General features: G+C 71.1%; 20 protein-coding genes. 11 read left to right on the top strand and 9 right to left on the bottom strand.

Annotated features, from left to right (window positions below; all coding sequences use genetic code 11):
- The first annotated feature begins 252 nt into the window (after window positions 1-252).
- The 5 genes from VZQ01_RS18310 (at window position 253) to VZQ01_RS18290 (ending at window position 7,797) form a co-directional block, all read left to right on the top strand.
- Entirely contained in the window at window positions 253-1,812 is a 1,560-nt protein-coding gene (locus VZQ01_RS18310; protein WP_426748495.1) for an LVIVD repeat-containing protein, read from the top strand.
- A 30-nt stretch (window positions 1,813-1,842) separates the two neighbouring features.
- Complete coding sequence (locus VZQ01_RS18305; protein ID WP_426748494.1) at window positions 1,843-3,363, top strand: acyl-CoA synthetase; 1,521 nt, start codon at window positions 1,843-1,845, stop codon at window positions 3,361-3,363.
- Between the two features lie 490 nt (window positions 3,364-3,853).
- Window positions 3,854-5,356, top strand: a complete 1,503-nt coding sequence (locus VZQ01_RS18300) for a ricin-type beta-trefoil lectin domain protein (RefSeq protein ID WP_223751955.1) — start codon at window positions 3,854-3,856, stop codon at window positions 5,354-5,356.
- Between the two features lie 282 nt (window positions 5,357-5,638).
- The gene (locus VZQ01_RS18295) at window positions 5,639-6,367 is read left to right on the top strand and encodes a response regulator transcription factor (RefSeq protein WP_426748493.1); all 729 of its coding nucleotides are present in this window, start codon (window positions 5,639-5,641) and stop codon (window positions 6,365-6,367) included.
- Window positions 6,364-7,797: a sensor histidine kinase gene (locus VZQ01_RS18290; RefSeq protein ID WP_426748492.1), complete on the top strand. Its 1,434-nt coding sequence runs from the start codon at window positions 6,364-6,366 to the stop codon at window positions 7,795-7,797. The genes VZQ01_RS18295 and VZQ01_RS18290 overlap by 4 nt, the downstream gene beginning before the upstream one ends.
- Here the strand turns inward: VZQ01_RS18290 and VZQ01_RS18285 are convergent.
- The gene (locus tag VZQ01_RS18285; RefSeq protein ID WP_426748491.1) at window positions 7,745-8,344 is read right to left on the bottom strand and encodes a DUF2378 family protein; all 600 of its coding nucleotides are present in this window, start codon (window positions 8,342-8,344) and stop codon (window positions 7,745-7,747) included. The genes VZQ01_RS18290 and VZQ01_RS18285 overlap by 53 nt on opposite strands.
- Before the next feature lie 113 nt (window positions 8,345-8,457).
- Window positions 8,458-10,098, bottom strand: coding sequence for a methyl-accepting chemotaxis protein (locus tag VZQ01_RS18280; protein ID WP_426748490.1), 1,641 nt, complete (start codon window positions 10,096-10,098; stop codon window positions 8,458-8,460).
- 500 nt (window positions 10,099-10,598) lie between these two features.
- On the opposite strand from VZQ01_RS18280, the gene VZQ01_RS18275 reads away from it, so the two are divergent.
- The gene (locus tag VZQ01_RS18275; RefSeq protein ID WP_223751950.1) at window positions 10,599-10,964 is read left to right on the top strand and encodes a helix-turn-helix transcriptional regulator; all 366 of its coding nucleotides are present in this window, start codon (window positions 10,599-10,601) and stop codon (window positions 10,962-10,964) included.
- Between the two features lie 54 nt (window positions 10,965-11,018).
- On the opposite strand, the gene VZQ01_RS18270 is transcribed toward VZQ01_RS18275, so the two are convergent.
- The 4 genes from VZQ01_RS18270 to VZQ01_RS18255 are packed head-to-tail and all read right to left on the bottom strand — an operon-like array spanning window position 11,019 to window position 15,947.
- The gene (locus VZQ01_RS18270; RefSeq protein ID WP_426748489.1) at window positions 11,019-12,545 is read right to left on the bottom strand and encodes a response regulator; all 1,527 of its coding nucleotides are present in this window, start codon (window positions 12,543-12,545) and stop codon (window positions 11,019-11,021) included.
- Window positions 12,538-14,583, bottom strand: a complete 2,046-nt coding sequence (locus tag VZQ01_RS18265; RefSeq protein WP_223782123.1) for a hybrid sensor histidine kinase/response regulator — start codon at window positions 14,581-14,583, stop codon at window positions 12,538-12,540. The genes VZQ01_RS18270 and VZQ01_RS18265 overlap by 8 nt, the downstream gene beginning before the upstream one ends.
- Window positions 14,580-15,284 (bottom strand): hypothetical protein, encoded by a 705-nt coding sequence (locus tag VZQ01_RS18260; protein WP_141327985.1) that lies wholly within the window; start codon window positions 15,282-15,284, stop codon window positions 14,580-14,582. Before VZQ01_RS18260 ends, VZQ01_RS18265 begins: the two co-directional genes overlap by 4 nt.
- Before the next feature lie 9 nt (window positions 15,285-15,293).
- Window positions 15,294-15,947 carry a cobalamin B12-binding domain-containing protein gene (locus VZQ01_RS18255; RefSeq protein WP_223751947.1) on the bottom strand — a complete coding sequence of 218 codons (654 nt, stop codon included), beginning with the start codon at window positions 15,945-15,947 and terminating at the stop codon, window positions 15,294-15,296.
- A 294-nt stretch (window positions 15,948-16,241) separates the two neighbouring features.
- Here VZQ01_RS18255 and VZQ01_RS18250 point away from each other — a divergent pair, with 294 nt between their 5' ends.
- Genes VZQ01_RS18250 through VZQ01_RS18240 form a run of 3 tightly spaced genes read left to right on the top strand, consistent with a single transcriptional unit; the run spans window position 16,242 to window position 18,138 of the window.
- Window positions 16,242-16,727 (top strand): RNA polymerase sigma factor, encoded by a 486-nt coding sequence (locus VZQ01_RS18250; RefSeq protein WP_046710437.1) that lies wholly within the window; start codon window positions 16,242-16,244, stop codon window positions 16,725-16,727.
- Window positions 16,724-17,527 (top strand): anti-sigma factor, encoded by an 804-nt coding sequence (locus VZQ01_RS18245; protein WP_223782124.1) that lies wholly within the window; start codon window positions 16,724-16,726, stop codon window positions 17,525-17,527. Before VZQ01_RS18250 ends, VZQ01_RS18245 begins: the two co-directional genes overlap by 4 nt.
- Window positions 17,527-18,138 (top strand): peptidase, encoded by a 612-nt coding sequence (locus VZQ01_RS18240; RefSeq protein ID WP_223751945.1) that lies wholly within the window; start codon window positions 17,527-17,529, stop codon window positions 18,136-18,138. Before VZQ01_RS18245 ends, VZQ01_RS18240 begins: the two co-directional genes overlap by 1 nt.
- A 5-nt stretch (window positions 18,139-18,143) precedes the next feature.
- Here the strand turns inward: VZQ01_RS18240 and VZQ01_RS18235 are convergent, their stop codons facing one another.
- The gene (locus tag VZQ01_RS18235) at window positions 18,144-18,644 is read right to left on the bottom strand and encodes a DUF6748 domain-containing protein (RefSeq protein ID WP_223782125.1); all 501 of its coding nucleotides are present in this window, start codon (window positions 18,642-18,644) and stop codon (window positions 18,144-18,146) included.
- Between the two features lie 270 nt (window positions 18,645-18,914).
- Here VZQ01_RS18235 and dnaN point away from each other — a divergent pair, with 270 nt between their 5' ends.
- Together dnaN and VZQ01_RS18225 are read left to right on the top strand one after the other, a co-directional pair.
- Window positions 18,915-20,021 (top strand): DNA polymerase III subunit beta, encoded by a 1,107-nt coding sequence (gene dnaN / locus VZQ01_RS18230; protein WP_074948321.1) that lies wholly within the window; start codon window positions 18,915-18,917, stop codon window positions 20,019-20,021.
- A 425-nt stretch (window positions 20,022-20,446) separates the two neighbouring features.
- Window positions 20,447-21,655, top strand: a complete 1,209-nt coding sequence (locus VZQ01_RS18225; protein WP_223751943.1) for a hypothetical protein — start codon at window positions 20,447-20,449, stop codon at window positions 21,653-21,655.
- A gap of 324 nt (window positions 21,656-21,979) precedes the next feature.
- Here VZQ01_RS18225 and VZQ01_RS18220 read toward each other — a convergent pair whose 3' ends face one another.
- Window positions 21,980-23,242 carry a DUF1990 family protein gene (locus VZQ01_RS18220; protein WP_426748488.1) on the bottom strand — a complete coding sequence of 421 codons (1,263 nt, stop codon included), beginning with the start codon at window positions 23,240-23,242 and terminating at the stop codon, window positions 21,980-21,982.
- Entirely contained in the window at window positions 23,235-23,927 is a 693-nt protein-coding gene (locus VZQ01_RS18215) for a DUF1990 family protein (protein WP_426748487.1), read from the bottom strand. The genes VZQ01_RS18220 and VZQ01_RS18215 overlap by 8 nt, the downstream gene beginning before the upstream one ends.
- Between the last annotated feature and the right edge of the window lie 24 nt (window positions 23,928-23,951).

Here is a 23,951-nt window from a genome sequence, read left to right as displayed (position 1 = left end):
CGGACAGGCGGGTGACGTCGCTGTCCCCCTGCCCCGGGGAGGCATTGCGCCGGGCGTCTGGCGTTGTGAGGCCAAGGGTCTGGAATCGGACGGAGGTGTGAGGACCGGGATGACGCTTCTGGAATGAGGGGCATCCGGAGGGGGCGGCTCGCGTCGCTCGTAGGATGTCGGAAGCAGGCCGGCAGTCCCTCTTCGCTCGAGCCTCCTGTGTCGCCGGCCCCAACCCCGGGGGCTGACATGGTGAAGCGTATCGTGAGTGCTGTTGTCACGCTGTGGTGCGCGGGCGCGTCGACGTCGTGCCAGAGTCGGGACCACGAGGTCGTGGAGATTCCCGTGGACCTGTCACCCGGGCCCGCCATCCAGGACCGGGAGGACTGGGAGCCGGTGCCGCTGGCCGCGTGCAAGCTGAAGCCTGGGATGGAGCGGCTCCCGGCCTGTGGAACCGTGGAGTCCTTCGACCTGTCGGGCTGCGACCTCCAGAGCCTGAAGGGGCTGAAGCGCACGGGCAACTACAACATGCGCTTCCATGGCGTGGACATCGCGACGGATGACTCGTGGCAGTTCATCGGCGTCGACGACTTCTCACGCTGGGAGCCGACTCCAGGGAATGACCATCCGCTGTACAACGTCTCCGCGCAGACCTATCCAGACGGGACGCCCTACACTTTCGCCATGGTGGGCTGCACGGCGCCGACGCCGGACCACGTGACGGGCTGCATGGCGGGCTGCACCGTGAACGGTGAGCCACGGCTCTACACCTGGGAGGCCCGACGGATCCAGCCGCTCCCTGGAGAGGGGGAGTCCTCCGGAGGGCTGAAGCTCATCGGCGAGGCGGGCGGGCACAGCGGGCGGGCCGTGGATGTCTATGTCGCGAAGGAGCACGCCTATGTCGTCTCCATCGACGACTACTTCCTCGGGGCTGGCGCGCTCCAGGTCTACGACGTGAGGGACCGCAAGGCGCCGCGGCTGGTGAAGTCCATCCAGTTCCCCGAGGACTCCTATTGGAACGGCGTGTGGGCCAAGGGGGATGCGCTCTATGTCGCCAGCGACGCCCGGGGCGTGCTCGTGTTCGACATCACGGACCCCTCGAACCCGCTGTTCGTGCGTGACCTGTCTGGAGGGACGCGCACCAACGTGCACACCCTCTTCGTGGATGGAGATCGGCTCTACTCCATGGCCATCCTGCCCGAGGGGGAGGTGCACATCCACGATGTGAAGAACCCGCGCGAGCCCGTGTTGCTCGGGCGCTACCGGGACTCGACCGTCAGGGTGGTCCCCGGCTCCTATCCGCATGACGCCACGACCCTGAACCATCGCCTCTTCATCAGCCACATGCGGGGAGGGTTCGTCATCGTCGACGCCTCGGACCCGACGAACATGAAGCGGCTGGGGGCGTACGTGTACCCACGGGCCACGAGCCATGCCTCGCGCGTGGCGTACTTCAACAACAACCTCATCGCCTTCGAGGGCGGAGAGGACTGGGGCGGCCACCTGCGCGTGCTCAACCTCAATGACCCGGCGAACCCCACGCTCATCGGCGAGTACCAGCTCCCCGACTGGGCCTCCATCCACAACATGGAGCTGAAGGGCTCGCGGCTCTACCTGGCCCACTACCAGCACGGCCTGCGGGTGCTGGATGTCTCCAAGCCGAGGGAGCTCCGGCAGTTGGGCCACTTCCACACGGTGCGGGAGTCGGACCCGAACCGGGGGCTGGATTTCTGGGACGGCGCCATCGGCATCCGCCTGCCCGGAGACGGCTACGTCTACGTCGTCGACACGACGCGCGGGCTGCTCATCTTCCCGGAGATTTGAGCGGGCGGGGCGCTCGGCTACCGTGCGCCCATGCCCATCGTCCATGACTGGCTGGCCCGACGCGCGGCCCTGGACCCCGACCACCTCGCCCTCGTCGACGCCACCCAGGGCGGACGTCGCACCTCGTATCGCGAATGGGACGCCCGTGCCTCGCGCACCGCCGCGTACCTGCACCACGTGCTCGGTGTCCGGAGAGGCGAGCGCGTCGCGGTGCTCGCCCACAACCGCGTCGAGACGCTGGACCTGCTCTTCGCCTGCGCGAAGCTGGGCGCCATCCTCCAGCCGCTCAACTGGCGTCTCAGCGCGCCGGAGCTCTCCGGCATCCTCGTCGACGGGGAGCCGGCCGTGCTCGTGTATGGCTCGGAGCTGCGCGCCCAGGCCCTCGCCGTACGCGAGCACGCGCCCTTCGTGCGCCACTGGCTCACCTTCGACGCGCCGGGCGCGGACGAGCGGCACTTCGTTCCCGAGCGGGACGCGGCCCCCGAGTCTCCGCTGCCCTCGCTGGAGTTGGAGGCCGAGGCGCCGTGGGTGCTCTGCTACACGGGCGGCAGCACCGGTGTGCCCAAGGCCGCGGTGCTCACCCATGGCTCCATCGCCGCGAACGCCGTCAACACGGTGGTGAGCTGGGGGCTCACGTCCGACGACGTGGCCGTGCTCAACGCGCCGCTGTTCCACACGGGAGGACTCAATGTCTTCACGCTGCCCCTGGTGTACGTGGGCGGCGCGTCCGTGGTGTGCAAGGGCTTCGAGGTGGAGCAGGTGTTCGACCTCATCGAGCGCCGCGAGGTGAGCCTGTTCTTCGGCGTGCCCACCATGTTCATCGAGCTGCAGCGTCACGCGCGCTTCGAGGCGATGGACTTCTCCCGCCTCAAGCTCGTCGTCAGCGGCGGCGCGCCGTGTCCGCCGCCCGTGTTCGAGCGCTTCTTCGCCCAGGGCGTGGCCTTCAAGACGGGCTACGGCCTCACGGAGGCGGGGCCCAACAACTTCTGGCTCCCGCCCGCGGACGTGCGCCGCAAGCCGGGCTTCGTCGGCGTGCCGCTGTTCCAGGTGGAGGCCCGCATCGACGGCGAGCGTCAGCCCGGGGACGTGGGAGAGTTGCTGCTGCGCGGGCCTCACGTGTGCGCCGGTTACTGGCGGCGTCCCGAGGAGACCGCGCGCACCATCGTCGATGGCTGGCTGCACACCGGCGACCTGGCCCTGCGCGACGCGGAGGGCTGCTTCAGAATCGTCGGCCGCCACAAGGACCTCATCATCTCCGGCGGCGAGAACATCTACCCCGCCGAGGTGGAGAGCGTGCTCGCCGGTCACCCTGATGTCGCGGAGGTCGCCGTCATCGGCGTGCCCGACGCGAAGTGGGGCGAGACACCGCGCGCGCTCGTCGTGCCTCGCGCCGGGACGACGCCCACCGCCGAGTCCCTGCTGTCGTTCTGCGAGGGACGACTGGCGCGCTACAAGACACCGCGCTCCGTGCGCTTCGTCGATGCGCTGCCGCGCACCTCCGCTGGCAAGGTGGACCGTCGCGCGCTGTCCGCCTCGCATGGTCAGCCCTGAGCGAGCGCCCATCGCCTGACGCGTCTTGCCTCCGCCTCGTGCGAGCACCCATCGTCTGACGCGTCTTGCCTCCGCCTCGGGCAGGCGCCCTCCGTCTGACGCGTCTCGCCTCCGCCTCGTGCAGGAGCCCAACCTCTGACGCGTCTTGCGTCCGCTTCGTGCGGGCGCCCACTCCATGACGCGTTTGCCCGATGCATCCGGACCGCGGGCCTGCTCCCGAGTCGCGCGCTGGATGCGTGGGCAGATGCCTCAACGGGGCGCCGACCCTCTGAATTATTCCACTGAGTGGAGAAACATGGCCGCTCGGCAGTTCCGTCCAACCTGCGTGATGTCCTGGACTTTATTCTTTGTCCGGCAAAAGTGTCGTGATTTTCTGTAAATACTTGAATTGATTGACTCGGGTCACAAATCCCGCTTCCGATGGTCCGCGAGGCGTCGTGGACGCTGGTGTCCGCGTGCGCCGGTCCCCCGTTCAGAAAGGAAGCCCCCGATGAACCGAAGACTGCATGCGCTCCGGACCGCGACGGCGTTGTTCACCACCCTGACCCTCCCTGGCGCCGCGCTCGCGGCGAGCGAGGACGTCTCTCCCGAGGTGCTCACCGCGATGCAGCGGGACCTGGGGCTCACCGCCGAGCAGGCGCGACAACGGCTGGAGACGGAGGCGCTCACGGCGCGCGCGGAGCGGACGCTGAGGAGCGAGCTGGGCGCGTCCTTCGGCGGCGCGTGGCTGAACGAGGCGGGAGACCGGCTCGTCGTCGGCGTCACCACCGCCGCGGGAGAGCAGGCGGCGCGGCGCGCGGGCGCGGAGCCTCGCTGGGTGACGCGCACGGAGCGGGAGCTGGACGCGCTCAAGGAGGCGCTGGACCGGGGCGCGGACGTGGCCAGCAAGGACATCCATGGCTGGTACGTGGACCTGCCCACCAACAGCGTGGTGGTGCTGGCCCCGGACGCGGCGGTGGTGAACGCGGAGCGCTTCGTCGCGGAGAGCGGCGCGGCCGACAGCGCCGTGCGTGTGGTCATCTCCCAGGAGAAGCCCCGCCCCTTCTACGACCTGCGCGGCGGTGACGCGTATTACATCAACGGCAACACGCGCTGCTCCATCGGCTTCCCCGTGGCCGGAGGCTTCGTCACCGCGGGCCACTGCGGCGGGGTGAACTCCTCCACCCAGGGCCACAACGGCGCGGGCCAGGGCACGGTGCGCGGCTCCTCCTTCCCGAACAACGACTACGCCTGGGTGCAGGTCAACGGCAACTGGGCCTCGCAGCCGTGGGTCTACAACTACGCGGGCGGCAACGTCATCGTCGCGGGCTCCGCGGAGGCGGGCATCAACGCGTCCGTGTGTCGCTCCGGCTCCACCACCGGCTGGCGCTGCGGCGTCATCCAGGCGAAGAACGTCACCGTCAACTACGACGTCGGCCCCGTGTACGGGCTCACGCGCAGCAACGCGTGCGCGGCGGGCGGCGACTCGGGCGGCTCGTTCATCTCCGGCAACCAGGCGCAGGGCGTGACGTCGGGCGGCTCGGGCGACTGCTCCACCGGCGGCACCACGTACTTCCAGCCGGTGAACGAGATCCTCTCCGTCTACGGCCTGTCGCTCACCACCAACGGCGGCGGGGGCCGTGAAATCGTCGGGCTCGCGGGCAAGTGCATCGACGTGGACCACTCCAACACGGCCAACGGCACGGCCATCCAGCTGTGGGACTGCAACGGCTCCAACGCGCAGAAGTGGACCTTCCACGGCGACGGGACGCTGCGCGCCTTCGGCAAGTGCATGGACGTGACGTGGGGCTCCACGGCCAACGGCGCGCTCATCCAGCTCCACGACTGCACGGGCAACCCCGCGCAGCAGTTCGTCTTGAGCGGCGCCGGGGACCTGGTCAACCCGCAGGCCAACAAGTGCGTGGACGTGTCGGAGTGGAACACCAACAACGGCACGCGGCTGCAAATCTGGGAGTGCGCCGGAACCGCGAACCAGAAGTGGTACCTGCGCTGACCTGCGCCTCCCCGGAGCGCCGGGCCGGACGGGACGGCGGATGCCCGTCCGGCTCCTGGGCGGGCGGAGTCGTCCTGTAACAAATCGTCATCCGGGGGACGCACCCCGGACACATCCCGGTGCCACCGTTCGAAGCGTGGCCCGGGAGCTCGACTGCCCTCGCTGGACCCGGCTGGAGCCCGGCGAGCGGCGGACAGACTCCTCCCGCCTGCTCCCGGGCCACCGCTCCGCTGTTACCCTCCCGGTGGGAAGGTCCGCGGAAAGGCAGGAGGCTTGGAACCCATGGAACAGCTCAGCCGTCCCTCGCTGGAGGAGGGCACCATCCAGGTCCTGCTCGTCGAGGATGACGAGCGGCTGGCGCGGCTCACCGCCCGCTACCTGCAGGAGCACGGCCTCGTGGTGACGCTGGCACACAGCGGCTCCGACGCGCTCGTCGAGTCCAACCGCCACGTGTTCGACGTCATCCTCCTGGACCTGATGCTCCCCGGCCGCGATGGCCTGGAGGTGTGCCGGGATTTGCGAGGCCGCACCGACGTCCCCATCATCATGGTCACCGCGCGCGGCGAGGAGGCCGACCGCGTGCTCGGCCTGGAGACGGGCGCGGACGACTACCTGGCCAAGCCCTACTCCTCGCGCGAGCTGCTCGCCCGCATCCGCGCCCAGGTGCGCCGCGCCCGGGGCAAGGTGGGGCCTTCCTCCCAGCCCGTGCAGGCCGGACGGCTGATGATGGACCCGCGCAGCCTGCGCGCCACGCTCGACGGCCGCGCGCTGCACCTCACCACCTACGAGTTCAGCCTGCTGCGCGTGCTGGCCGAGCGCGCCGGTCGCGTGCTCAGCCGCGAGCAGCTGCTGGATCTGGTGAAGGGCAGCGCGGACGAGGTGTTCGACCGCTCGGTGGACGTGCACATCTTCCGCCTGCGCCAGAAGCTGGAGGTGGACCCTCGCAACCCCCTGTTGCTGAAGACGGTGCGCGGCGCCGGCTACATGCTCGCGACCGGAGAGGCGTCGTGAGTCGTCGTCCGCGCACTCCCGGCCGCCTGCTGTTCCGCATCTACCTGGTGGGAATCGCCCAGCTCGTGCTCGTCGTCGCCACGCTGTTCGCGGCGCGCTCGTTCGTCGTCGACAAGCCGCTGCGGCACGGCTTCATCCGTCACGCCGCGTACAACATCCGCGAGTGGGAGGAGCTGCTCGAAGACCCGGTGGCGCTCCAGGCCTCGCTGGACCGCGCCGCGCGGCTGCTCGAGGCGAAGGTGACGCTGCGAGACGCCTCGGGGCGGCTCATCGCCACCAACACCTCCGCGCCCTCGCCCGAGCTCACCCCCGTGGAGCTGGACGAACTGACCCTGCACGGCGAGCGGCTGTCGCGCGGCCGTCCGCCTCACTCGCTCACGCTGCCGATTCCGGAGGAGGGGCCGCTGGAGGCGTACGCCACCATCATCACCCGGCCCCCCGAGCCGCCGCCCGGGAACACCGCGCTGGTGGTGTGCGCGGTGCTGCTGTCCACGGCCATCACCTCGCTGGCCTTCGCGCGCACGCTGGCCCGTCCGCTCCAGCGGCTCGCCGAGGTGGCGCGCGCGCTGGGCGAGGGGAAGCTGGACACGCGCACCGGCATCCGGCGTCGCGATGAGCTGGGGCAGGTGGCGGAGGCCTTCGACGAGATGGCCTGTCGGCTCACCCACCTCTTGCGCTCGCAGAAGGAGCTGCTGGCCAACGTGTCGCACGAGCTGCGCACGCCGCTGGCGCGCATCCGCGTGGCCCTGGACCTGGCGGAGGAGGGCAACGCGGAGACCGCGCGCGAGATGCTCTCCGACATCACCAGTGACCTGGCCGAGCTGGAGCAGCTGGTGGATGACGTGCTCACCGCGGCGCGGCTGGACCTGGCCACGGGGAACGCGGGCGTGGGCGCGCCGCCGCTGCGCCAGGAGCAGGTGGAGGTCCAGAGCCTGGTGGACAAGGCCGCCTCACGCTTCCGCACCGCGCGGCCGGGCCGGGTGCTGGAGGTGAGCGTGGAGGGCTCGCTGCCGCCCGTGGAGGTGGACCCGGTGCTGCTGCGCCGCGCGCTGGACAACCTGCTCGACAACGCGGGCAAGTACTCGGAGCCGAAGAGCCCGGTGCGGCTGCGAGCCCAGGCCGCCGGGACGCCGGACACACTCTCGCTGGAGGTGGCGGACGAGGGCATCGGCATCGAGTCGGAGGACCTGCTGCGCGTGGGCACCCCCTTCTTCCGCACGGACCGCAGCCGCGCCCGGCGCACCGGTGGCATCGGCATGGGCCTGGCGCTGGCCCGACGCATCGTCGATGCACACGGCGGCACGCTGACGCTGGAGAGCCAGCCGGGCGTGGGCACCACGGCGCGCATCCTGTTGCCCCTGCCTCCGTCGGAGCTGACTACAGGCCGACGTGAAACGTCGTCACCGCCCGGGCATCGTCGTGGCGCGTGAGCGTCACCCGGGCCGTGGGCGCGCCGCTGTGCTGGAAGGCGAACGTGAGCAGGCCCCGCATGAAGTGCGGCGGATCCGCCCGGCGGCGGGGGTGGTCGAGGAACTCCCGCACCGGGTACAGGCTCAGCTCCCAGCCCCCGTCGTCGCCCGTGGGCGTCACCGACGCGTCGAGGAAGTTGTTGATGGAGCGCAGCGAGCGCGCGAGCCGCAGCAACATCTTCTCCGGGCCCACCACCTGGGCGAAGTCCTGCAGCGCCGTGCCCAGCCGCGCCTGGATGAACGCCTGCCCGAAGCGCAGGCCCAGCTCGTACTCGGCCTCCTCGCGCGACAGGTGGGGCAGGGTGGTGGCGGCCAGCAACTGGATGCTCTGCGGCCACACCGCGCAGGGGTAGGCCGTGTGCAGGGGCCGCAGTGCGAAGATGCCCTGCCGCTCCAGCGCCTTCTGGGTGAGCTCCGTCAACGGGGCCGCCGCCGACAGCAGCGTCTCCAGCGCGTATCCGAACACCACGGGCTCGCGCCCGGGGGCCCGCGTCAATGCCAGCGCCATGTCTGCTACCTCCATGTGGGGATGAAGGACGTCCATCCAGGTTGGAGCAGCAGACTGCCCGGCCCGGCTGTCCCGGGCGTTGCGCGGGTGTGAAGAAAGGTTAACGCCCGGAGCTAAGGGGGCCCGCCCAGGGTGAAGCGGGAGGCCAACTCCTGGAGCCGTCCCGCCCGGGCCCGCAGGTCCTCCACCGAGCGGGCGATGCGCTCCACCCCCGACACGGACTCGGCCGAGCGCTCCGACAGCGCCTGGATGCGCTCGGCGATGGCCTCACCCGAGGAGGACTGACGCGCGTTCTGCTCCGCCAGCGCCTCCACGCGCTCGCCCAGCTCCTTCACGCCGGACAACAGCCGCGCCAGCGCCTGCGCCGCGGCGGACGACAGGCCCATGCCCTCGTCCACCTTCGACGTGCCCCGGCGCATCAGCTCCACCGCCGCGGTGGTGTCCGCCTCGTGCTTCGTCAGGAGCACCTGCACCTGGTTCGCCGCCTCGTGCGTGCGCTCCGCCAGCTTGCGCACCTCGCCGGCGACCACCGAGAAGCCCTTGCCGTGCTGGCCCGCGCGCACCGCCTCGATGGCGGTGTTCACCGCGAGCATGCGCGTCTCGTCCGCCACCGCCTGGATGAGCTGGAGCATCCGCGACGTCGCGCGGCCGGAGGCCTGCAGCTCCTCCACCGTGCGCGCCGAGCGCTCCACCACGTCGACAATCTCCACCATCTTCCGCGACGCCTGGTCCACCGCGGCGCCGCCCTCGCGCGCCACCTGCCCGTGGCTCGACGCCGAGCGCGCCGCCACCCGCGCGTCCGCCGCGCCCAGCGAGACATGACGGCTCATCTCCTGGACGGCGCTGGCCGCGCGCTCCAGGGACTCCGCCTGCTCGCGCGTCGTGCGCGACAGGCCGTCCGCCGAGACACGGATGCGCTCCGCGTCCGCCGCCGTGTCACCCGCCGCCCGCGTCAGCGCGCCCACCACCTCGCCCAGCCCCGCCACCATGGTGTTGAACGCGCCGGTGAGCTGGCCCACCTCGTCCTCCGTCCGCGCCTCCACGCGCACGGACAGGTCTCCGCGCGCCACCTGGTGCGCCGCCAGCGCGAGCGCGCGCACGGGCCTCACCACGCGCCGCGAGACGTACACCCCCGCCAGCGCCGCCAGCACCAGCGCCCCGCCCACGGCGATGAGGATGCGCTGGCGCACCGCCGCCACCTCCCGGTCGATGTCCTCCACGTACACGCCCGTGCCCAGCACCCAGCCCCACGGCTCGAAGAGCTTCACGTAGCTCTCCTTCGGGATGGGGTCCGGCGAGCCCGGCCGCGTCGCCTCGTAGCCCAGCGCGCCCTCGCCCCGCGCGCGCACCAGCGCGACGATGTCCGAGAACACCGCCCGCCCGCGCACGTCGCGGTAGCCCTTCATGTCCTGCCCCACCATCTTCGGCAGGTGCGGGTGCATGACCAGCCGCGTGTCCAGGTCGTTGACCCAGAAGTACTCCACCTGCGAGTAGCGCAGCGTCGACAGCAGCACGGACGCCTGCCGCTGGGCCTCGTCGCGCGTCAGCGTGCCCTCGCGCTCGCGCGCCTCGTACACCCGGAGGATTCCGTACGCCGTCTCCACTGCCTGCCGCAGGCCGCGCACCCGGTCCGCGTGCAGCTGCGCGCGCAGCTGGGGCAACACGTAGCCCAGGATGGCGACGAGCAGCGGCAGGGCGACCACGCCCATCGCCACACAGAGCTTCACCAGCAGGTTGCGCCGTCCGAGCGCCATCGGCGCGCGAGACTAGTCCTCCCGCCCTCGGCGCGCGCGACTCCCACGGTCGTCCCCCCGTCGATTGCCACCGGTGGTCCCAGGTCTCATCGTCCCCGGCGCACGCCGTGTGTGGCAGGGCGAGCGTCGCGGCCCGCCTGCCTGCCCCGGTCCGCCGCCACACGCGGGCGATGACGGGGCGACGCGTCCGACAGGGGATACAACCTTGCGGGGTGGCCCTGGCGGCAGGACTCCCAGGCACCGTAGGAAAATCGACGCCCGACGTCTCAGGTCGTCCCCTCCCAGGGCCTCTCCCCCCGACTTCGGGGTGCCGGGTTGAGCGTGGAAGACAGCTCTTCCGTCGAGAGAAAGGGGCGGGTATCGAGGTCCTCGGAACCCCGAAAGTCTCCCTCTACAGCGGTGACCCGCTGGGTGAACAACCTGAGGCTGACCCGACAAGTTCTGTCTGTCTGCCTCTATACGTCCTATGCCAGCGGCCAAACGTTTCGGGTCGGTAAGGCATGGACAAGAAACTGGCAACCACCATCGGAGCGGGAGCAAGAGCCGCGCGGTCCCGGCTGGAGCTCACCCAGGCTGACGTGGCCGAGCGCATCGACGTGGCCACGGAGGTGTATGGGCGACTGGAGCGCGGCGGCATGCTTCCCAGCGTGCAGACGCTGCTGAAGCTGTGTCACGAGCTGCATGTCTCCGCGGACGAGCTGTTGGGGCTCGCCTCGCAGGGCGTGCAGCCCTCGCGCGTCAGCGAGTCGTCGTCGTCCCCACCCGAGCGGCCCGAGGTGCGCCGCCTGCTTCGCACCGTGCGTCAGCTCGAGGCCCCCCACGTGAAGCTCCTGGGGCTGGTGGCCAACGCCCTGGGCCGGCGCTGAAGCGCCCCGCCCGAAGCAGTGAAGGGCGCCGGCCCGCGCCCACCCCCGCCTCCCTCACAGATTGGACAGCAGGCGATCCAGCTCGTCGGGCTTCACCGGCTTGACGATGTGCAGGTCGAACCCCGCCTCGAGCGCGCGGTCATGTCCCTCCGGCCCGCCGTAGCCGGTAATCGCCACCAGGCGGATGTCGCGGCCGATGCGCATGCGCAGCTCCTTCGCCACCCGGTAGCCGTCCAGCCCCGGCAGGCCGATGTCCACCAGCGCCAGCTCCGGTGGCTTCCTCACCGCCAGCTCCACGCCCTGCAGGCCGTCCGGCGCCACCTCGACGTCGTGGCCCCACAGCTCCAGCAGCTCGCGCATGGCCTGGCGCGCGTCCGGGTTGTCCTCCACCAGCAGGATGCGCCGGCCCCCGCGCGACACCGTGTTGACGGGCGGCGCCAGCGACACCTCGTGCACGTGCAGGAGCGGCAGCCGCACCACGAACTCGGCGCCCAGGCCGGGGCCGGGGCTCACCGCCTGCACCTGTCCGCCGTGCAGATGCACCAGCTGGCGCACCAGCGTGAGGCCGATGCCCAGGCCCCCGCGCGTGCGCTCCAGCGAGGTGTCCGCCTGCGCGAACAAATCGAAGATGCGCGGCAGCACGTCCGGAGGGATGCCGATGCCCGTGTCGCGCACCCGCACCACCGCCTGCGCCGTGCCGTCCACGCCCTCCTTCTCCACGCGCAGCGAGATGTGCCCGCTGTCGGTGTACTTGGCCGCGTTGTCGAGCAGGTTGGTGAAGACCTGCTCCAGCCGCGTGGCGTCGCCGCTGATGAGCAGCGGCCCCTCCGGCAGCGACACCTCCAGCCCCAGCCCGCGCGCCTCGGTGATGGGGCGGATGACCTGCACCACCTGCAAGAGCACCGCGCGCAGGTCCAGCCGGCCCGAGCGCAGCTCCACCTTGCCCCGGGTGATGCGGCTCACGTCCAGGAGGTCATCCACCAGCCGCGCCAGGTGGTTCGTCTGACGGTGGATGATGCCGCGCATCCGCGCTTCCTTCGTGTCATCCGTGGGCTTGCGCTCCAGGATGCCGATGGCCGTCATGATGGCGGCGAGCGGGTTGCGCAGCTCGTGCGCGAGCATGGCCAGGAACTCGTCCTTGCGCCGGTCCATCTCCGCCAGCTCGTCGGCGCGCCGGCGCGCCGCCTGCTCCGCGTGCCGCAGCCGCAAGAGCGAGCGCACCGTGGCGATGAGCTCCGAGGACTCGAAGGGCTGGGTGAGGTACGCGTCCGCGCCGCCGTCCAGGCCGCGGGCCTTCTTGTCGGACGTGACGAAGGTGGCGGACGTGTGCATCACCGCGATGGCGGCGGTGTCCGGGTTGGCGCGCAGCCGCGCGCAGACCTCGTAGCCGCTGATGTCCGGCAGCTTCACGTCGAGGACGACGACGTCCGGGCGGTGCTGCTCGGCCATGAGCAGCGCGGACATGCCGGTGGCCGCCTCGATGACGTGGTAGCCCGCCATCTCGAGGATGCGGTTGACCAGGTATCGGTTGGCGTCGTCGTCGTTGACGTTGAGGACGGTGGCCAGTCGAGGTTCAACCACGGCGCCCCTCCTGTGGGATGTGAGAGCCCAGCCCCGCCTTGGCCAGCGCGTCGCGGATGCGACCGATGGCCACCTCGCGGCTGAGCGTGTGCTTGGAGAGGATGGCCGCCGTCTCGTTCGCCAGCCGCACCCGCTCGTCCTCGCGCAGCTCGTGCGAGGTGTGGAGGATGACCGGAATCTCCCGCGTGCGCGGGTCCCCCTTCAGCTCGTCCAGCACGTCGAAGGCGGTGATGTCCGGCAGCACGAAGTCCAGGAAGATGAGCTGCGGCACCTGCTCGCGCGCCAGCCGCACGCCGTCCTTGCCGCCCGCGGCCTCCAGCAGCACGTAGGGCGTGTCCTTGAGCAGCTGCTTGAGCAGGTAGCGGTGCACGTCGTCGTCGTCGATGATGAGCACCCGCTCCACCGGCCCGCTGCGCGCCAGCTCCTGGAGCTTCTTCTGCAGGCGGACCTCGTCCACCGGCTTGAGCCAGAACTCGTCCGCGCCCAGGGCGCGCGCCTTCTGCTCGCGGTCCGTCACCGTCACCACGAGGATGGGGATGTCACGGGTGGCCTCGCCGTTCTTCATCTCCGCCAGGAAGTTCCAGCTCGTCTCGCCCTCCAGCATCACGTCCAGCACCATGGCGGCGGGCCGCACGCGCTGGAGCACCCGGCGCGCGTCGTCCGTGCTGCGCACCGGCAGCACCTGGAAGCCCGAGCGGGCCAGGTACTTCTCGTAGAGGAACAGGGTCTGCCGGTCGTCCTCCAGCACCAGCACCGGCGCGCGGCTGGTGTCCAGGTGCTGGCTGCGCTCGGACAGCCCCGCCATCTCCGACACTTCCATGTGCACGCGCGGCAGGGTGATGGTGAAGGTGGAGCCCTCGCCGGGCGCGCTCTGCAGCGTGAGCGTGCCGCCCAAGAGCTCCACCAGCCGGCGCGCCAGCGGCAGGCCCAGGCCCGTGCCCTTCACCTTGCGCTGCAGGTGGCTGTCGAGCTGGGTGAACTCCTCGAAGATGCGCTCGTGGTCCTCCGGCGCGATGCCGATGCCCGTGTCCTTCACGGTGAAGACCACCGTGTCGCGCGGGCCCGGCGCCGCGCTCACCGTGACGTGGCCGGCCTCGGTGAACTTCAGCGCGTTGGACACCAGGTTGCGCAAGACCTGGCTCAGCCGCGTCTCGTCCGTCTCCAGCTCCAGCGGCGTCTGGGGCTCCACCAGGCGCAGGTCCACGGGCGAGCCCGGCGGCAGCATGGGCTTCATCATGCCGCGCAGCGCGCTGAGCAGGTCGTGCACCACGAAGCGGCTGTGGCGCAGCGTCGTCTTGCCCGCCTCCACCTTGGACAAATCGAGCAGGTCGTTGACCAGCTCGAAGAGCGACTCGGCGGAGTTGCGGATGAACTGGACCTGCTTCTCCTGCTCGGAGGACAGCGGCCCGTTGATGGGGTTGAGCAGCACCTTGGACAGGCCGAGGATGGAGTGCAGCGGCGTGCGGAACTCGTGGCTGACGTTGGCGACGACGCGGCTCTTGATTTCGGCGGCGCGGTGCAGCCCCTCCGCCTTCTCGTCCAGGGCCGCGTGCAGGCTCCTCACGCCGCGGTTGGACTCCTCCAGCTCGCGGTTGAGCCGCATCAGTTCGTCCGCGCGGCGCTTGAGCTCGCGGCGCTGGGTCTCCGCCTCGCGATGCAGCGCGGACAGCTCGCTCATCGTCGTGCTCACCTGCTCCAGCGCGTTGCCGTAGTCCTCCGGCACCAGGCTGCCCACCAGCAGCACGCCGCCCTCGTGCGGGCGCGCGCGGAAGGCGAACGTGGTGGGCGTCTGGCCGCGGCACAGGATGAGCTCCCAGCCGTCCACGCGCTCGTCGCGCGCTTGGATCAACAGCCGGTCCACCTTGTCCTCGGTGCCCTGGGCCGCCAGGGCCCGCAGCGTCTTGCCCGGGACGGCCTCCAGCACGCCCTGGGCGCGCGCGTCCACCCAGGTGAGCACGCCCTCCGCGTCGCACATCATCGCGACCTCGCGGCTCAGCTCGTCCACGGGGGGGCTCTTGTCGGGAGCGGAGAGTCTCATGAGCGGGTCTCCTCCCACGAAACACCCGCGGTGGCGAGCAGCGCGCGCGCCTGCGGATGCCGGCCTCCCAGCACCGCCTTCAACATCCCCAGCACGGTGGGGAAGGCGAGCAGGCCGAAGCCCCGCCGGGGCCAGAAGCCCACGTACCAGCGCACGTGGTCCGCCATCAGCTCGGGCTTGTCCGCGTCCAGCGCGTCCGCCAGATATGAAAGCTGGAGTCTCAGCTCTTCCTCCAATCGGGGGCGGTCCTCCTGGGTGAGGTAGAGGGCCAGCCGGGCAGTGGCGGCACGGGACAGCTCCGCCGCGTCGTCTTGCAGGGTGCGTGAGGGACCTTCCGGGTAGCGCAAGGCTTCCCGGGCGGCGCGCACATGCTCGTACGGCTCGGTGCCGGGGCCCCACCCCTCGGCCTCCAGCGCGGAGGCCAGCCCGGCGAAGTTCGCGTCGAGATGGAAGGTGGACATTCCCCGCGACACCAGCAAGGTGCGCAGCCAGCGCGCATAGCCCTCCATCACCGAGGGGCGCTGCTCGTCGAGGGATTGCACAAGGTAGCGCACATGGAAGCGCGCATCCTCGTCGCCGAAGCGGCGCGCGCGCTCGGGGCCGTAGCGCGCTTCCCAGAAGGGGTCTTGATACATCGGTTCGACGGAGGCCTGGGCGATGGCGTCAGCGCGCGCAGCCAACTGGCGACTGGGTTTCTCCATGCGTTTTCCTCAAACTCCCAGCGTGCGGCACGCGGACGAGACGAGCTCGCGCGCGTCCTTGCCGTGGAAGGTCACGTCGAGCTCCTTCTCCAGGCCGGGGGCCCATCGGAAGGCGTGTCCGCCGACGGCGATGGGAAGGTGGGGGGCGACTTCTCTGGCGGCTTCCACCGCGCGGCGCAGCGCGGGCAGGTGGTACGACATCGTGACGGACAAGGCGAGCAGGTGCGGCGTCTGCTCGCGCAGCATGCGCGCCAGGTGCTCGGGCGGGACGTTGGCGCCCAGGAAGCGCACGTCGAAGCCCGCCATCTCCAGGAAGTCACTGGCCATGCGCGCGCCGACTTCGTGCAGCTCCCCCTCCACGCACGACACCATGACGACCTTGCCGTTGGGCGGGTCGCGGGGCAGGTGGCGGTAGAGGTGGGCCAGGGCGAGCTGGGAGACGGCGGTGGCCAGGTGCTCCTGGGCCACGGAGATGACGTTCTCCTGCCACATCCGGCCAATCTCGTACTGGGCCTGCTGGATGACCTCCAGGTGGATGAGCTGCAGGGGGATGCCCCGCAGCAGACCGTCATCCACCAGCAGGCGCAGGGCTTCCTGTCGGTTGCCCGCGAGCTGCGCCGCCAGGTAGCGCGTCCTGAGCTGGGTGAGGGCGTCTTCGGTCACAGGGGGCGCGAGCTGCCGGGGGCGTCGAGTTTCGGAAAGTAGTGACGGGAACCTGCCTCGATACAGTCGAGTACACGCGGGCGGGGGTGTTTTCATCGACAACCTGACACTGAACGCTCGGGAAGACGAGCGCTCGTGAAGCCGCCCGCCCTGTAGATTTTGCAGGTGGCGCGGGCCCATCGGGCTTCGCCGGCGGGGGGAATCGGGATAGGGAAACCGGAGCGCGAAGAGGCCGGTGACACTTTCGCAAGGCACTGGTGTTCCCTTTCGCGGAACGAGGGAGGCGCGACGCCGGTGTCTATCGATGTGGAGGCCTACTACCGCCGCTACGGCCCCCAGGTGCTCCGGCGCTGCCGCTTCCTCCTGCGTGACGAGGAGAAGGCCGTGGACGCCATGCACGACGTGTTCGTGCAGCTCTTGCGCTACCAGGGGGCGCTGAAGGACGCCGCTCCCTCCAGCCTGCTGCACCGCATCTCCACCACCGTGTGCCTCAACCGCCTGCGCGGCGCCCGGCGCCGCCCGGAGGACCGCGAGGACGAGCTGGTGCTGCAGATCGCCTCCGCGGACGACACCGAGTCGCGCGCGAGCGCGCGGGGCATGCTGGACCGGCTGTTCGGACGGGTGCCCGCGTCCAGCCGCGACATCGCGGTGCTGCACCTGGTGGATGGGATGACGCTGGAGGAGACGGCGCGCGAGGTGGGCCTGTCCGTGTCCGGTGTGCGCAAGCGCCTGCGCGCGCTGACGTCCGTGTTGCAGGAGCTCGAGCTGGAGGCCGCATGACTTCCCCCCAACGCACCCCGGACTGGCTGCTGGAGCGAATCCTGCTGGGCGAGCTCCCCCCGGAGGAGCTGGCCGCCGCGCGCGCGCGGCTGGAGTCGGAGCCGGAGGGCCTGGCGCGCCTGGCCGCGCTGGAGGCCGACACGCGCGCCACTTTGGAGCGGCTGCCCGCCGAGCGCGTGACCCGCGAGGTGGATGCGCGATTTCGCCGGGGCGCCGAGCGTCGTGCGACTCGTCCCGCGTGGCTGACGCCCGCGATGGGGCTGGTGCCGGTGCTGGCGGCGCTCGCGCTGTTCATGGTGGTGAAGCCCGCGTCCCGGCCCTCGGACGGCGTGGAGGCGCCGGTGGCGGGGTGGGACACGGAGACCACGCGCTCCAAGGGCCTGAAGCCGAAGCTGGAGGTGCACCGCCAGCGGGGGCAGGCGGACGAGGCGCTCCAGGACGGCGCGCGCGCGGCGCCGGGAGACGTGGTGCAGCTGGCGTACGTGGCGGCGGGGCGGGCGCACGGCGTCATCCTCTCCGTGGACGGACGGGGCGCCGTCACGCTGCACGCGCCGGAGCACGGGGCCCGGGCCGCGGCGTTGTCCCCCTCCGGCACACAGCGGCTGCCGGGGGCCTACGAGCTGGATGACGCGCCGGGCTTCGAGCGCTTCTTCCTGGTGACGTCCGACGCGCCCTTCGAGGTGGAACCCGTGGTGGAGGCGGCCCGGCGACTGGCGGCGTCGGCCGGGGCCGACACCGCGTCGCTCATGTTGCCCGAGGGCTTGACGCAGGTGTCCTTCACCCTTCAAAAGAAGGAGTGATGAAACCCCGAGCCCTTCTCGCACTGTGGCTGTGGGCGGGGGCGGCGGTCGCCGATGTCAGGGCGGCGCGCCCCCTCGCGATGGAGGAGGGTGAAGGTGCGTTCGCGCAGTCGGCGGACCCGGGCCCCGAGCCCGAGCGTCGCGGGCTGCGCAAGGGCAACGTCCACATGGAGCTGTGGTCGAGCGACATCCAGCTCGCCAACCTCGCGGTGAAGCTGGGCGGTGGCCCCTTCTACCTGACGCTGCTGGCGGGCATCGAGCCGGGCAGCCGCGACGAGGCCCGCTTCAACTTCGGCCTGGGCGTGGGCGGGCACATCGTGCTGTCGCACCGCTTCTGGCTGGACCTGGACGTGACGGGCGGCGCGGTGCAGCCGGTGCAGAAGCCGCTCGAGGGCGACGGCGGCAACGTGCTGGGCCAGCTGCGCCTGATGCTGGGCGTCCAGGTGATGCCGCGCTTCGCGGTGTTCGTCGGCCCCACGTACAACGCGTGGCTCGTGTGGGGACAGCCGGACTTCGCGTCGGTGACGCGCATGTCCGTGCGCGAGAGCCACCCGAAGGCCGACAAGCGCTTGCAGCACTGGCCCGGCCTCCAGCTGGGACTGCACTTCTAGTCGGGCTACTCCACCTTGCTGGCGCGCAGCACCGTGGCGTCGCCCGCGGGGCCCGCCTTGGCGCGCGTCTCCAGCGTGGCGCGGATGCGCAGCCCGCCGCTGGTGGTCTGCTGCATGAGCGACTCCATCTGCTGCTCGTTGCCGCCCGTCACCGCCGTCAGGTCCAGCTCGTGGACGGGAATCGCGTCCATGCCCGGCTTGTCCGCCAGCACCGCGTTGTACGAGGGGCACGGCGGCGCGATGCACCGGATGCCGCTGTCCGTGACGATGTAGACGGCGCTCTCACCCGGCTTGGCCTCGCCGCCGTTGGCGTTGGAGGGGGGCGGGGCGACGGGGGTGCCGCTGCGGTCATTGTCGGGGGCGGCGTTCTCCGCGGCCGGGCGGGTGTCGCCCGGGGGGGGCGTACCCGGCTCGCCCGTGGCCGACGACGAGGAGGCGGACGGCTTGCTGCAGCCGGCGGCGAAGCCCAGCGCGAGGGCGGCGAGCAACAGCGGGCGGACGTTCATGGGAAGGCTCCGGAAGGCGGGAAGGCACCCAGTGTCCATCGCCCCCGGCGATTGGGCCAGTCTCCCGTTCACCCGGCTGACTGGCGGTCAATTGGACTGCCCGTGGCTGAATGCCCGTACAGGGCGGGTAGGGTGGCTGATGTGCTTCAGTTGACGTCCTGGCGCTCGTGTCCAGAGTGCTTCTGGCGCGTTGACCCGCCTGGACTCACGGGCTACATCGACCGCCTGATCGGCTCCCTCTGGGGGGCCGGGATTCAAGGACGACCTCCGATGGAATTCCGCATCGCCGCCGACGAGCTGAAGAAGGCCCTCTACCGCGCCCAGGGCATCGTGGAGCGCAAGACGACGATGCCCATCCTGGCCAACGTGCTCGTCAACGCGACGAAGGGCGGCATCACCGTCACCGCGTTCGACCTGGACATCGGCATCGTGTCCGAGCACCCCGCCGAGGTCATCAAGACGGGCGCCGTCACGCTGAGCGCCAAGTACGTCTTCGACATCGTGCAGAACCTGCCGGACGCGCAGGTGACGCTCAAGAAGCTGGCGAACAACTACGTGGACATCGCCAGCGGCTCCGCCCACTTCAAGATTGTCGGCATGGCGGCGGAGGAGTACCCGAAGCTGCCCAAGGAGGAGAACGCCCCGCTGGTTCAGGTGGGCGGCAACACCCTCCTGGAGATGATCAAGAAGACCCAGTTCGCCATCTCCAGCGACGAGACGCGCTACATCCTGAACGGCGTCTTCTTCGAGCCGCAGGCCAGCGGCAAGGTCCGCATGGTGGCCACGGACGGTCACCGGCTGTCGCTCATCGAGCGGGAGCTGACGGGGGACTTCAAGCTCAAGAGCGGCGTCATCATCCCGCGCAAGGGGTTGATGGAGCTGAAGCGCCTGTTGGACGAGGCGCCGGACGCGGAGTGCCACCTGGGGTTCGCGGAGAACTCGGCGCTCTTCAAGAAGCCGGGCCTGACGATGGTGATGCGGCTCATCGACGGGCAGTTCCCGGAGTACCAGCGGGTGATTCCGAAGGAGGGGGAGAAGGTCGTCCTCGTTCCCAAGGTGCGGCTCCTGGAGGGGCTCAAGCGCATCGCGCTGTTGTCCGCGGACAAGAGCAACGCGGTGCGAATCGGGCTGGCGGAGAACAAGCTCATCATCACCGCGAGCAACCCGGACCTGGGCGAGGCGCGCGACGAGGTGGAGCTGGCGTACCAGGGCAAGGACATCACGGTGGGCTTCAACGCGCGCTACCTGATGGACGTGCTCGCGGTGACGGACACGGACGAGGTGAGCTTCGAGCTGGGGGACGAGCACAGCCCGGGCGTGCTGCACGCGCCGGGGGACCGCACGTTCACCGCGGTGGTCATGCCGATGCGCGTCTGAGTCGGCCACGGCCGGCGTCTCGCCGTGCGAGCCCATGCGTGCTCCGCCTTCGGGGTGGGGTCGCATGGGCTTTTTCGTGGGCGCGGGGGCGGGGTGCTCGCGCGGAGGTGCGTGCGGGTTCGAGCCGCGCTCGTTCGGCGTGAGAGGACGCGGACTGCTCCGCGCTTGCTTGGGCGAGGAGTCCGAGATTGAGAGCGGCTCGTCCGGCGTGGTGCGCGACGAGAGGGCGTGCTCCACACGCGCACTTGGGTGGGAGGCCTCGCCCGAGCGCGGCGCGCCGGATGCCTCATTCTGGACGGGGAACGCGCGGGGCGCGCACTCGGGAGGGAGGGGCGCGGTCCCGGGTGACACATCGTGCACGCTCTTCCGAGGAGAGAGGGGCCGGGGGGCCTGCGAGATGAGGGCCGCGCTTTTATAGTGAGGCCGTGGCCACGCACCCGGACGACCTGCGCGCACGACTGGAGGACCGCGCGGACCTCCTGGAGGCCACGCGCCTGCGCTACGTCGCCCTGCGCGGCATGTTGGATGCCTTCTTCTGGAAGGACCGGGTGCGCGCGCACTTCGAGCTGCTGCGCGAGGTGGCGCAGGTGCAGCCCGAAGTGGACGCCACGCTCGCCGCGCTCCAGCGTCGCGCCGCCGCCGAGAGCTGGCCGCGCGACGCCGCGCCCATGAAGTTGATGGCGGAGGTGACACGGCTGCGGGACGCCGTGCGGCAGGTGGCCCGGAAGCGGCTGCCGGAGGCGGAGCGCTCGTCGTCCCTGGGCGAGATGTTGCTGCGGCTCGAGGAGGTGGTGCTGGAGGCGGGGCCGCTGCTGGGCCGACGCACGTGGGCGCGGGCCATCGAGTTGTTGCCCCGGAACCTCCCGGAGCTGCGCGCCGCGTGTGCCGCGGCCGAGGTGTTCGAGCGTGTGTTCAAGCGGCCCACGCGGCCGGGGGCCCTGCCGTTCAGTGAGGCGGAGGCGGATGAGCTGCGCCGTGCCCTGCCGCTCGCGGAGTCCGCGCTGGGGGCGCTGTGGGCGCGGCTGGAGCACTTCGACACGAGCGGGCGGGTGAAGGAGTTCCTGTCGCGCCGGGCCTCGCGCACGCCGCTGCATGCGCCTCGGAGCGGGCCGGAGCTGGTGCTGCATGCGGCGTTCTGGCACGGCGTAGCGCGAGCGAGGTTGCGCGCGTTGCTGGAGGAGCGACTGGCGCCGGTGTCCCCGCTGGAGACGGAGGTGCCCGCGCTGCTGCCGTGGATTGCAGCGCGCGAGGCCGCGTCGGGCGGCGAGGCGAAGCTCAGCGCCGGTGAATCCTTCGACGAGGGACGCGCGGGCCTGTTCGAGCTGGCCGCTGAGCTGGCGTCGCTGTCGCACGAGCGCCCCACGGGCGCGTGGAACGAGGAGGCCGCGTGGACGCGGCTGTGGAGCGCGGCGCAGCGAGCACGTGACGAGGGCGGCGCGGACGTGGAGCGACTGCGCGATGCCCTGCGCCTGTTCGTCATCCTGCGCGGCACGGAGCAGACACCGGCCCGACTGTTCTCTCCGTCCCGCGCGTCACCGCGTGCCTCGGAGGAGCCGGGGCGCGATGTGCGGGACATGAAGGACCTGCCCGCGCTCGTCCAGGCCGCGAGGCACGCAGCCACTCGGCGCGGCTGAGTGTCGAGCCTGGATGAGGACGAGCGTGCGCCGTGGTGCTCGTCGATGCGGGCGCCACGTCGCGATGTGCTCGCTACGCCAAGATGTACTCGTCGATGCGCGCCACGTCGCGATGTGCTCGTCGGTGCGCGCCACGTCGCGATGTGCTCGTCGATGCGCGCGCCCCGCCGCGATGTGCTCGTCGATGCGCGCGCCGTGCCACGATGCGCGCATGCCGCCGCGATGTGCTCGTCGGTGTGCGCGCCACGCCGCGATGCGCGTGTCGTTGCGCGATTCCACCTGCGCATGGGCCTCCCGCGCGGCGAGCGCGAGAGGCCCGGACCCTCACGCCTCCGCGGGGCGATTCGAGACCAGCGGCATCAGCCGCGAGGCGATGGCCGCCACCAGCGCGTCCTCCGCGAACGCCGCCGCCATGCTCGGCACCCGGAACCGGGTCGTGGCCAGCTTGCGCAGCGAATAGAACGTCCACGTCGAAGCCGCCGCCGCGAGCCCACCCAGCGCCGCCGCGAGCACCCTGCGCTTTCGCGGCTGCCCTGACACCGACGTCGCCGCCGCCACCGCCCCCATGAAGATGCGCCCCGTCATCGGCACCAGCTTCACGCGCGCGGGCGTCGTCGGCAGCTTGTCCCCCACCAGCTCACCCAGCGTCAGCACCTCCAGCACCCGAGGCACCCAGGGCTTCGACAGCGCGACCGACAGCGGGTCCGTCCTCGGCTCCGGAGACTCCGCCAGCCGGTGGCTCACCAGCGCCGGCGCGCTCATGCTCCGCATCCCCGCCATCACTCCCAGCCCGACGGGCGTCAACCAGTGTCCTCGTTGCACGGCTTCCACCTCCTCCTCGAGTTGTGACTTCAGTCGCCCAGGCGCCCGCTGCGCGAAGAAGCGCACCGGCCCCAGCTCCTCCAGCTCATGGCCGGAGTGGTCCACCTTGCCGTGCTCCGCGGGCCGCCCCGCCAGCTCCGGGTGATGCAGCGTCAAGGCGCGCAGGCGCGCATGCGTGAGCCGATGCCACGCGCGCTGATAACGCCGCCCCACCACCGTGAAGCCCACCCGGCTCCACCAGTTGGGGAACCTCCCGGGCCGCCACGCCGCCTCGATGTGGAAGCGCACCTCGCCCGTCTCGTGGCTCTTGCGCAGCAGGAACCACTCGCGCCCCTCCTCGATGTGCCCCTCCAGCGTCTCGAAGCTGAAGCCGAACACGCTGCACGTCCCGCCATGCTCCTCGCGCGTGTCCCCCACCCGCACGGCGCACAAAAAGCGCAGCCGCTGCGCCAGCGACTTCAGCTCCAGCACCACCGTGCGCCCATGCAGCGGCGAGTCCGCGTTGAAGTGCCAGCGCACGATGCGCGGGTCCGAGAAGTCGAACGTCTCCAGCACCCCCTGCGCGCGCGCGAAGAGCCCGTCCGCCACCGGCAGCCCCGGCGCCTCGTGGCCCAGCGAGGACACCGAGTGCACCTGGTTCCATCCCCCCTCCAGCGTCATCTCCCCCGATGCGGCCTCGAAGTTGCGCGACAGCGCCCGCGCCGCCTCCAGCCTCGGAGCCAGCTCCTCGTCCGTCCACCCGGAGAGCCATCGCCACTCAATCATCCGCTTCGTCTCCTCGCGCGAGGAACGTGGGACCCGCCGTCACGTCGCCCCCCTCGGGCTCATCCTCCAGCTCCACCGTCTCCGCGTGGATGGCACCCACCACGCCCTCACCCGTGGACACCGCCACGCGCAGCACGAACTCCGTCCAGGTGTTCGTCTGCATCGCCTCACCCCCCGCCACGAACCCCCAGTAGTGGACGGGCGAGCCCGAGCGCGCGCGGCTGCGGATGTGGAAGAGCACGTCCCCGTACTCGTTGCGGTACGCGCCGAAGGTGATGCGCCCGGCCTCCGGGTGCCCCGGCAGCGTGGCGAGCGTCAGGCTCTGCCGGTCCTTGTGGATGACGCGCACGCCGAACGTCCCCGCGCCCTGGATGTGCACCGTGAGGTGCTCCCCCAACTCCAGCGGCTGCCCCTCGCGCGAGCGGTCCTCCCGCTCGAAGACACACAGCTCGTCCGGCGCCAGCTCCGGGAAGCGCCGGGCCACCCAGTCCACCAGGTCCGACGGCCGGTGATGGCATTGGCGGATGACGGCCCAGTAGTCGCGCTGCAACAGCGGCCCCGCGCCCGCCTTCGGCAGCTGCAGGTCGCCCGCCTCGCCCTCTGTCGTGTGTGGTGTGTGGTGCACCCTCTCGCCCTTTGCCAGGTCCGGTCCCACCATGATGGGGACCGCCACGACGGGAGGCATGGGGCCTGCCCGCCCGTGCGGGGC

The organism is Myxococcus faecalis, from assembly GCF_050039385.1.
GTDB lineage: Bacteria > Myxococcota > Myxococcia > Myxococcales > Myxococcaceae > Myxococcus > Myxococcus fulvus.
The sequence above is the reverse complement of the archived record's forward strand: the minus strand, read 5'-3'. Positions and strand labels throughout refer to the sequence as shown.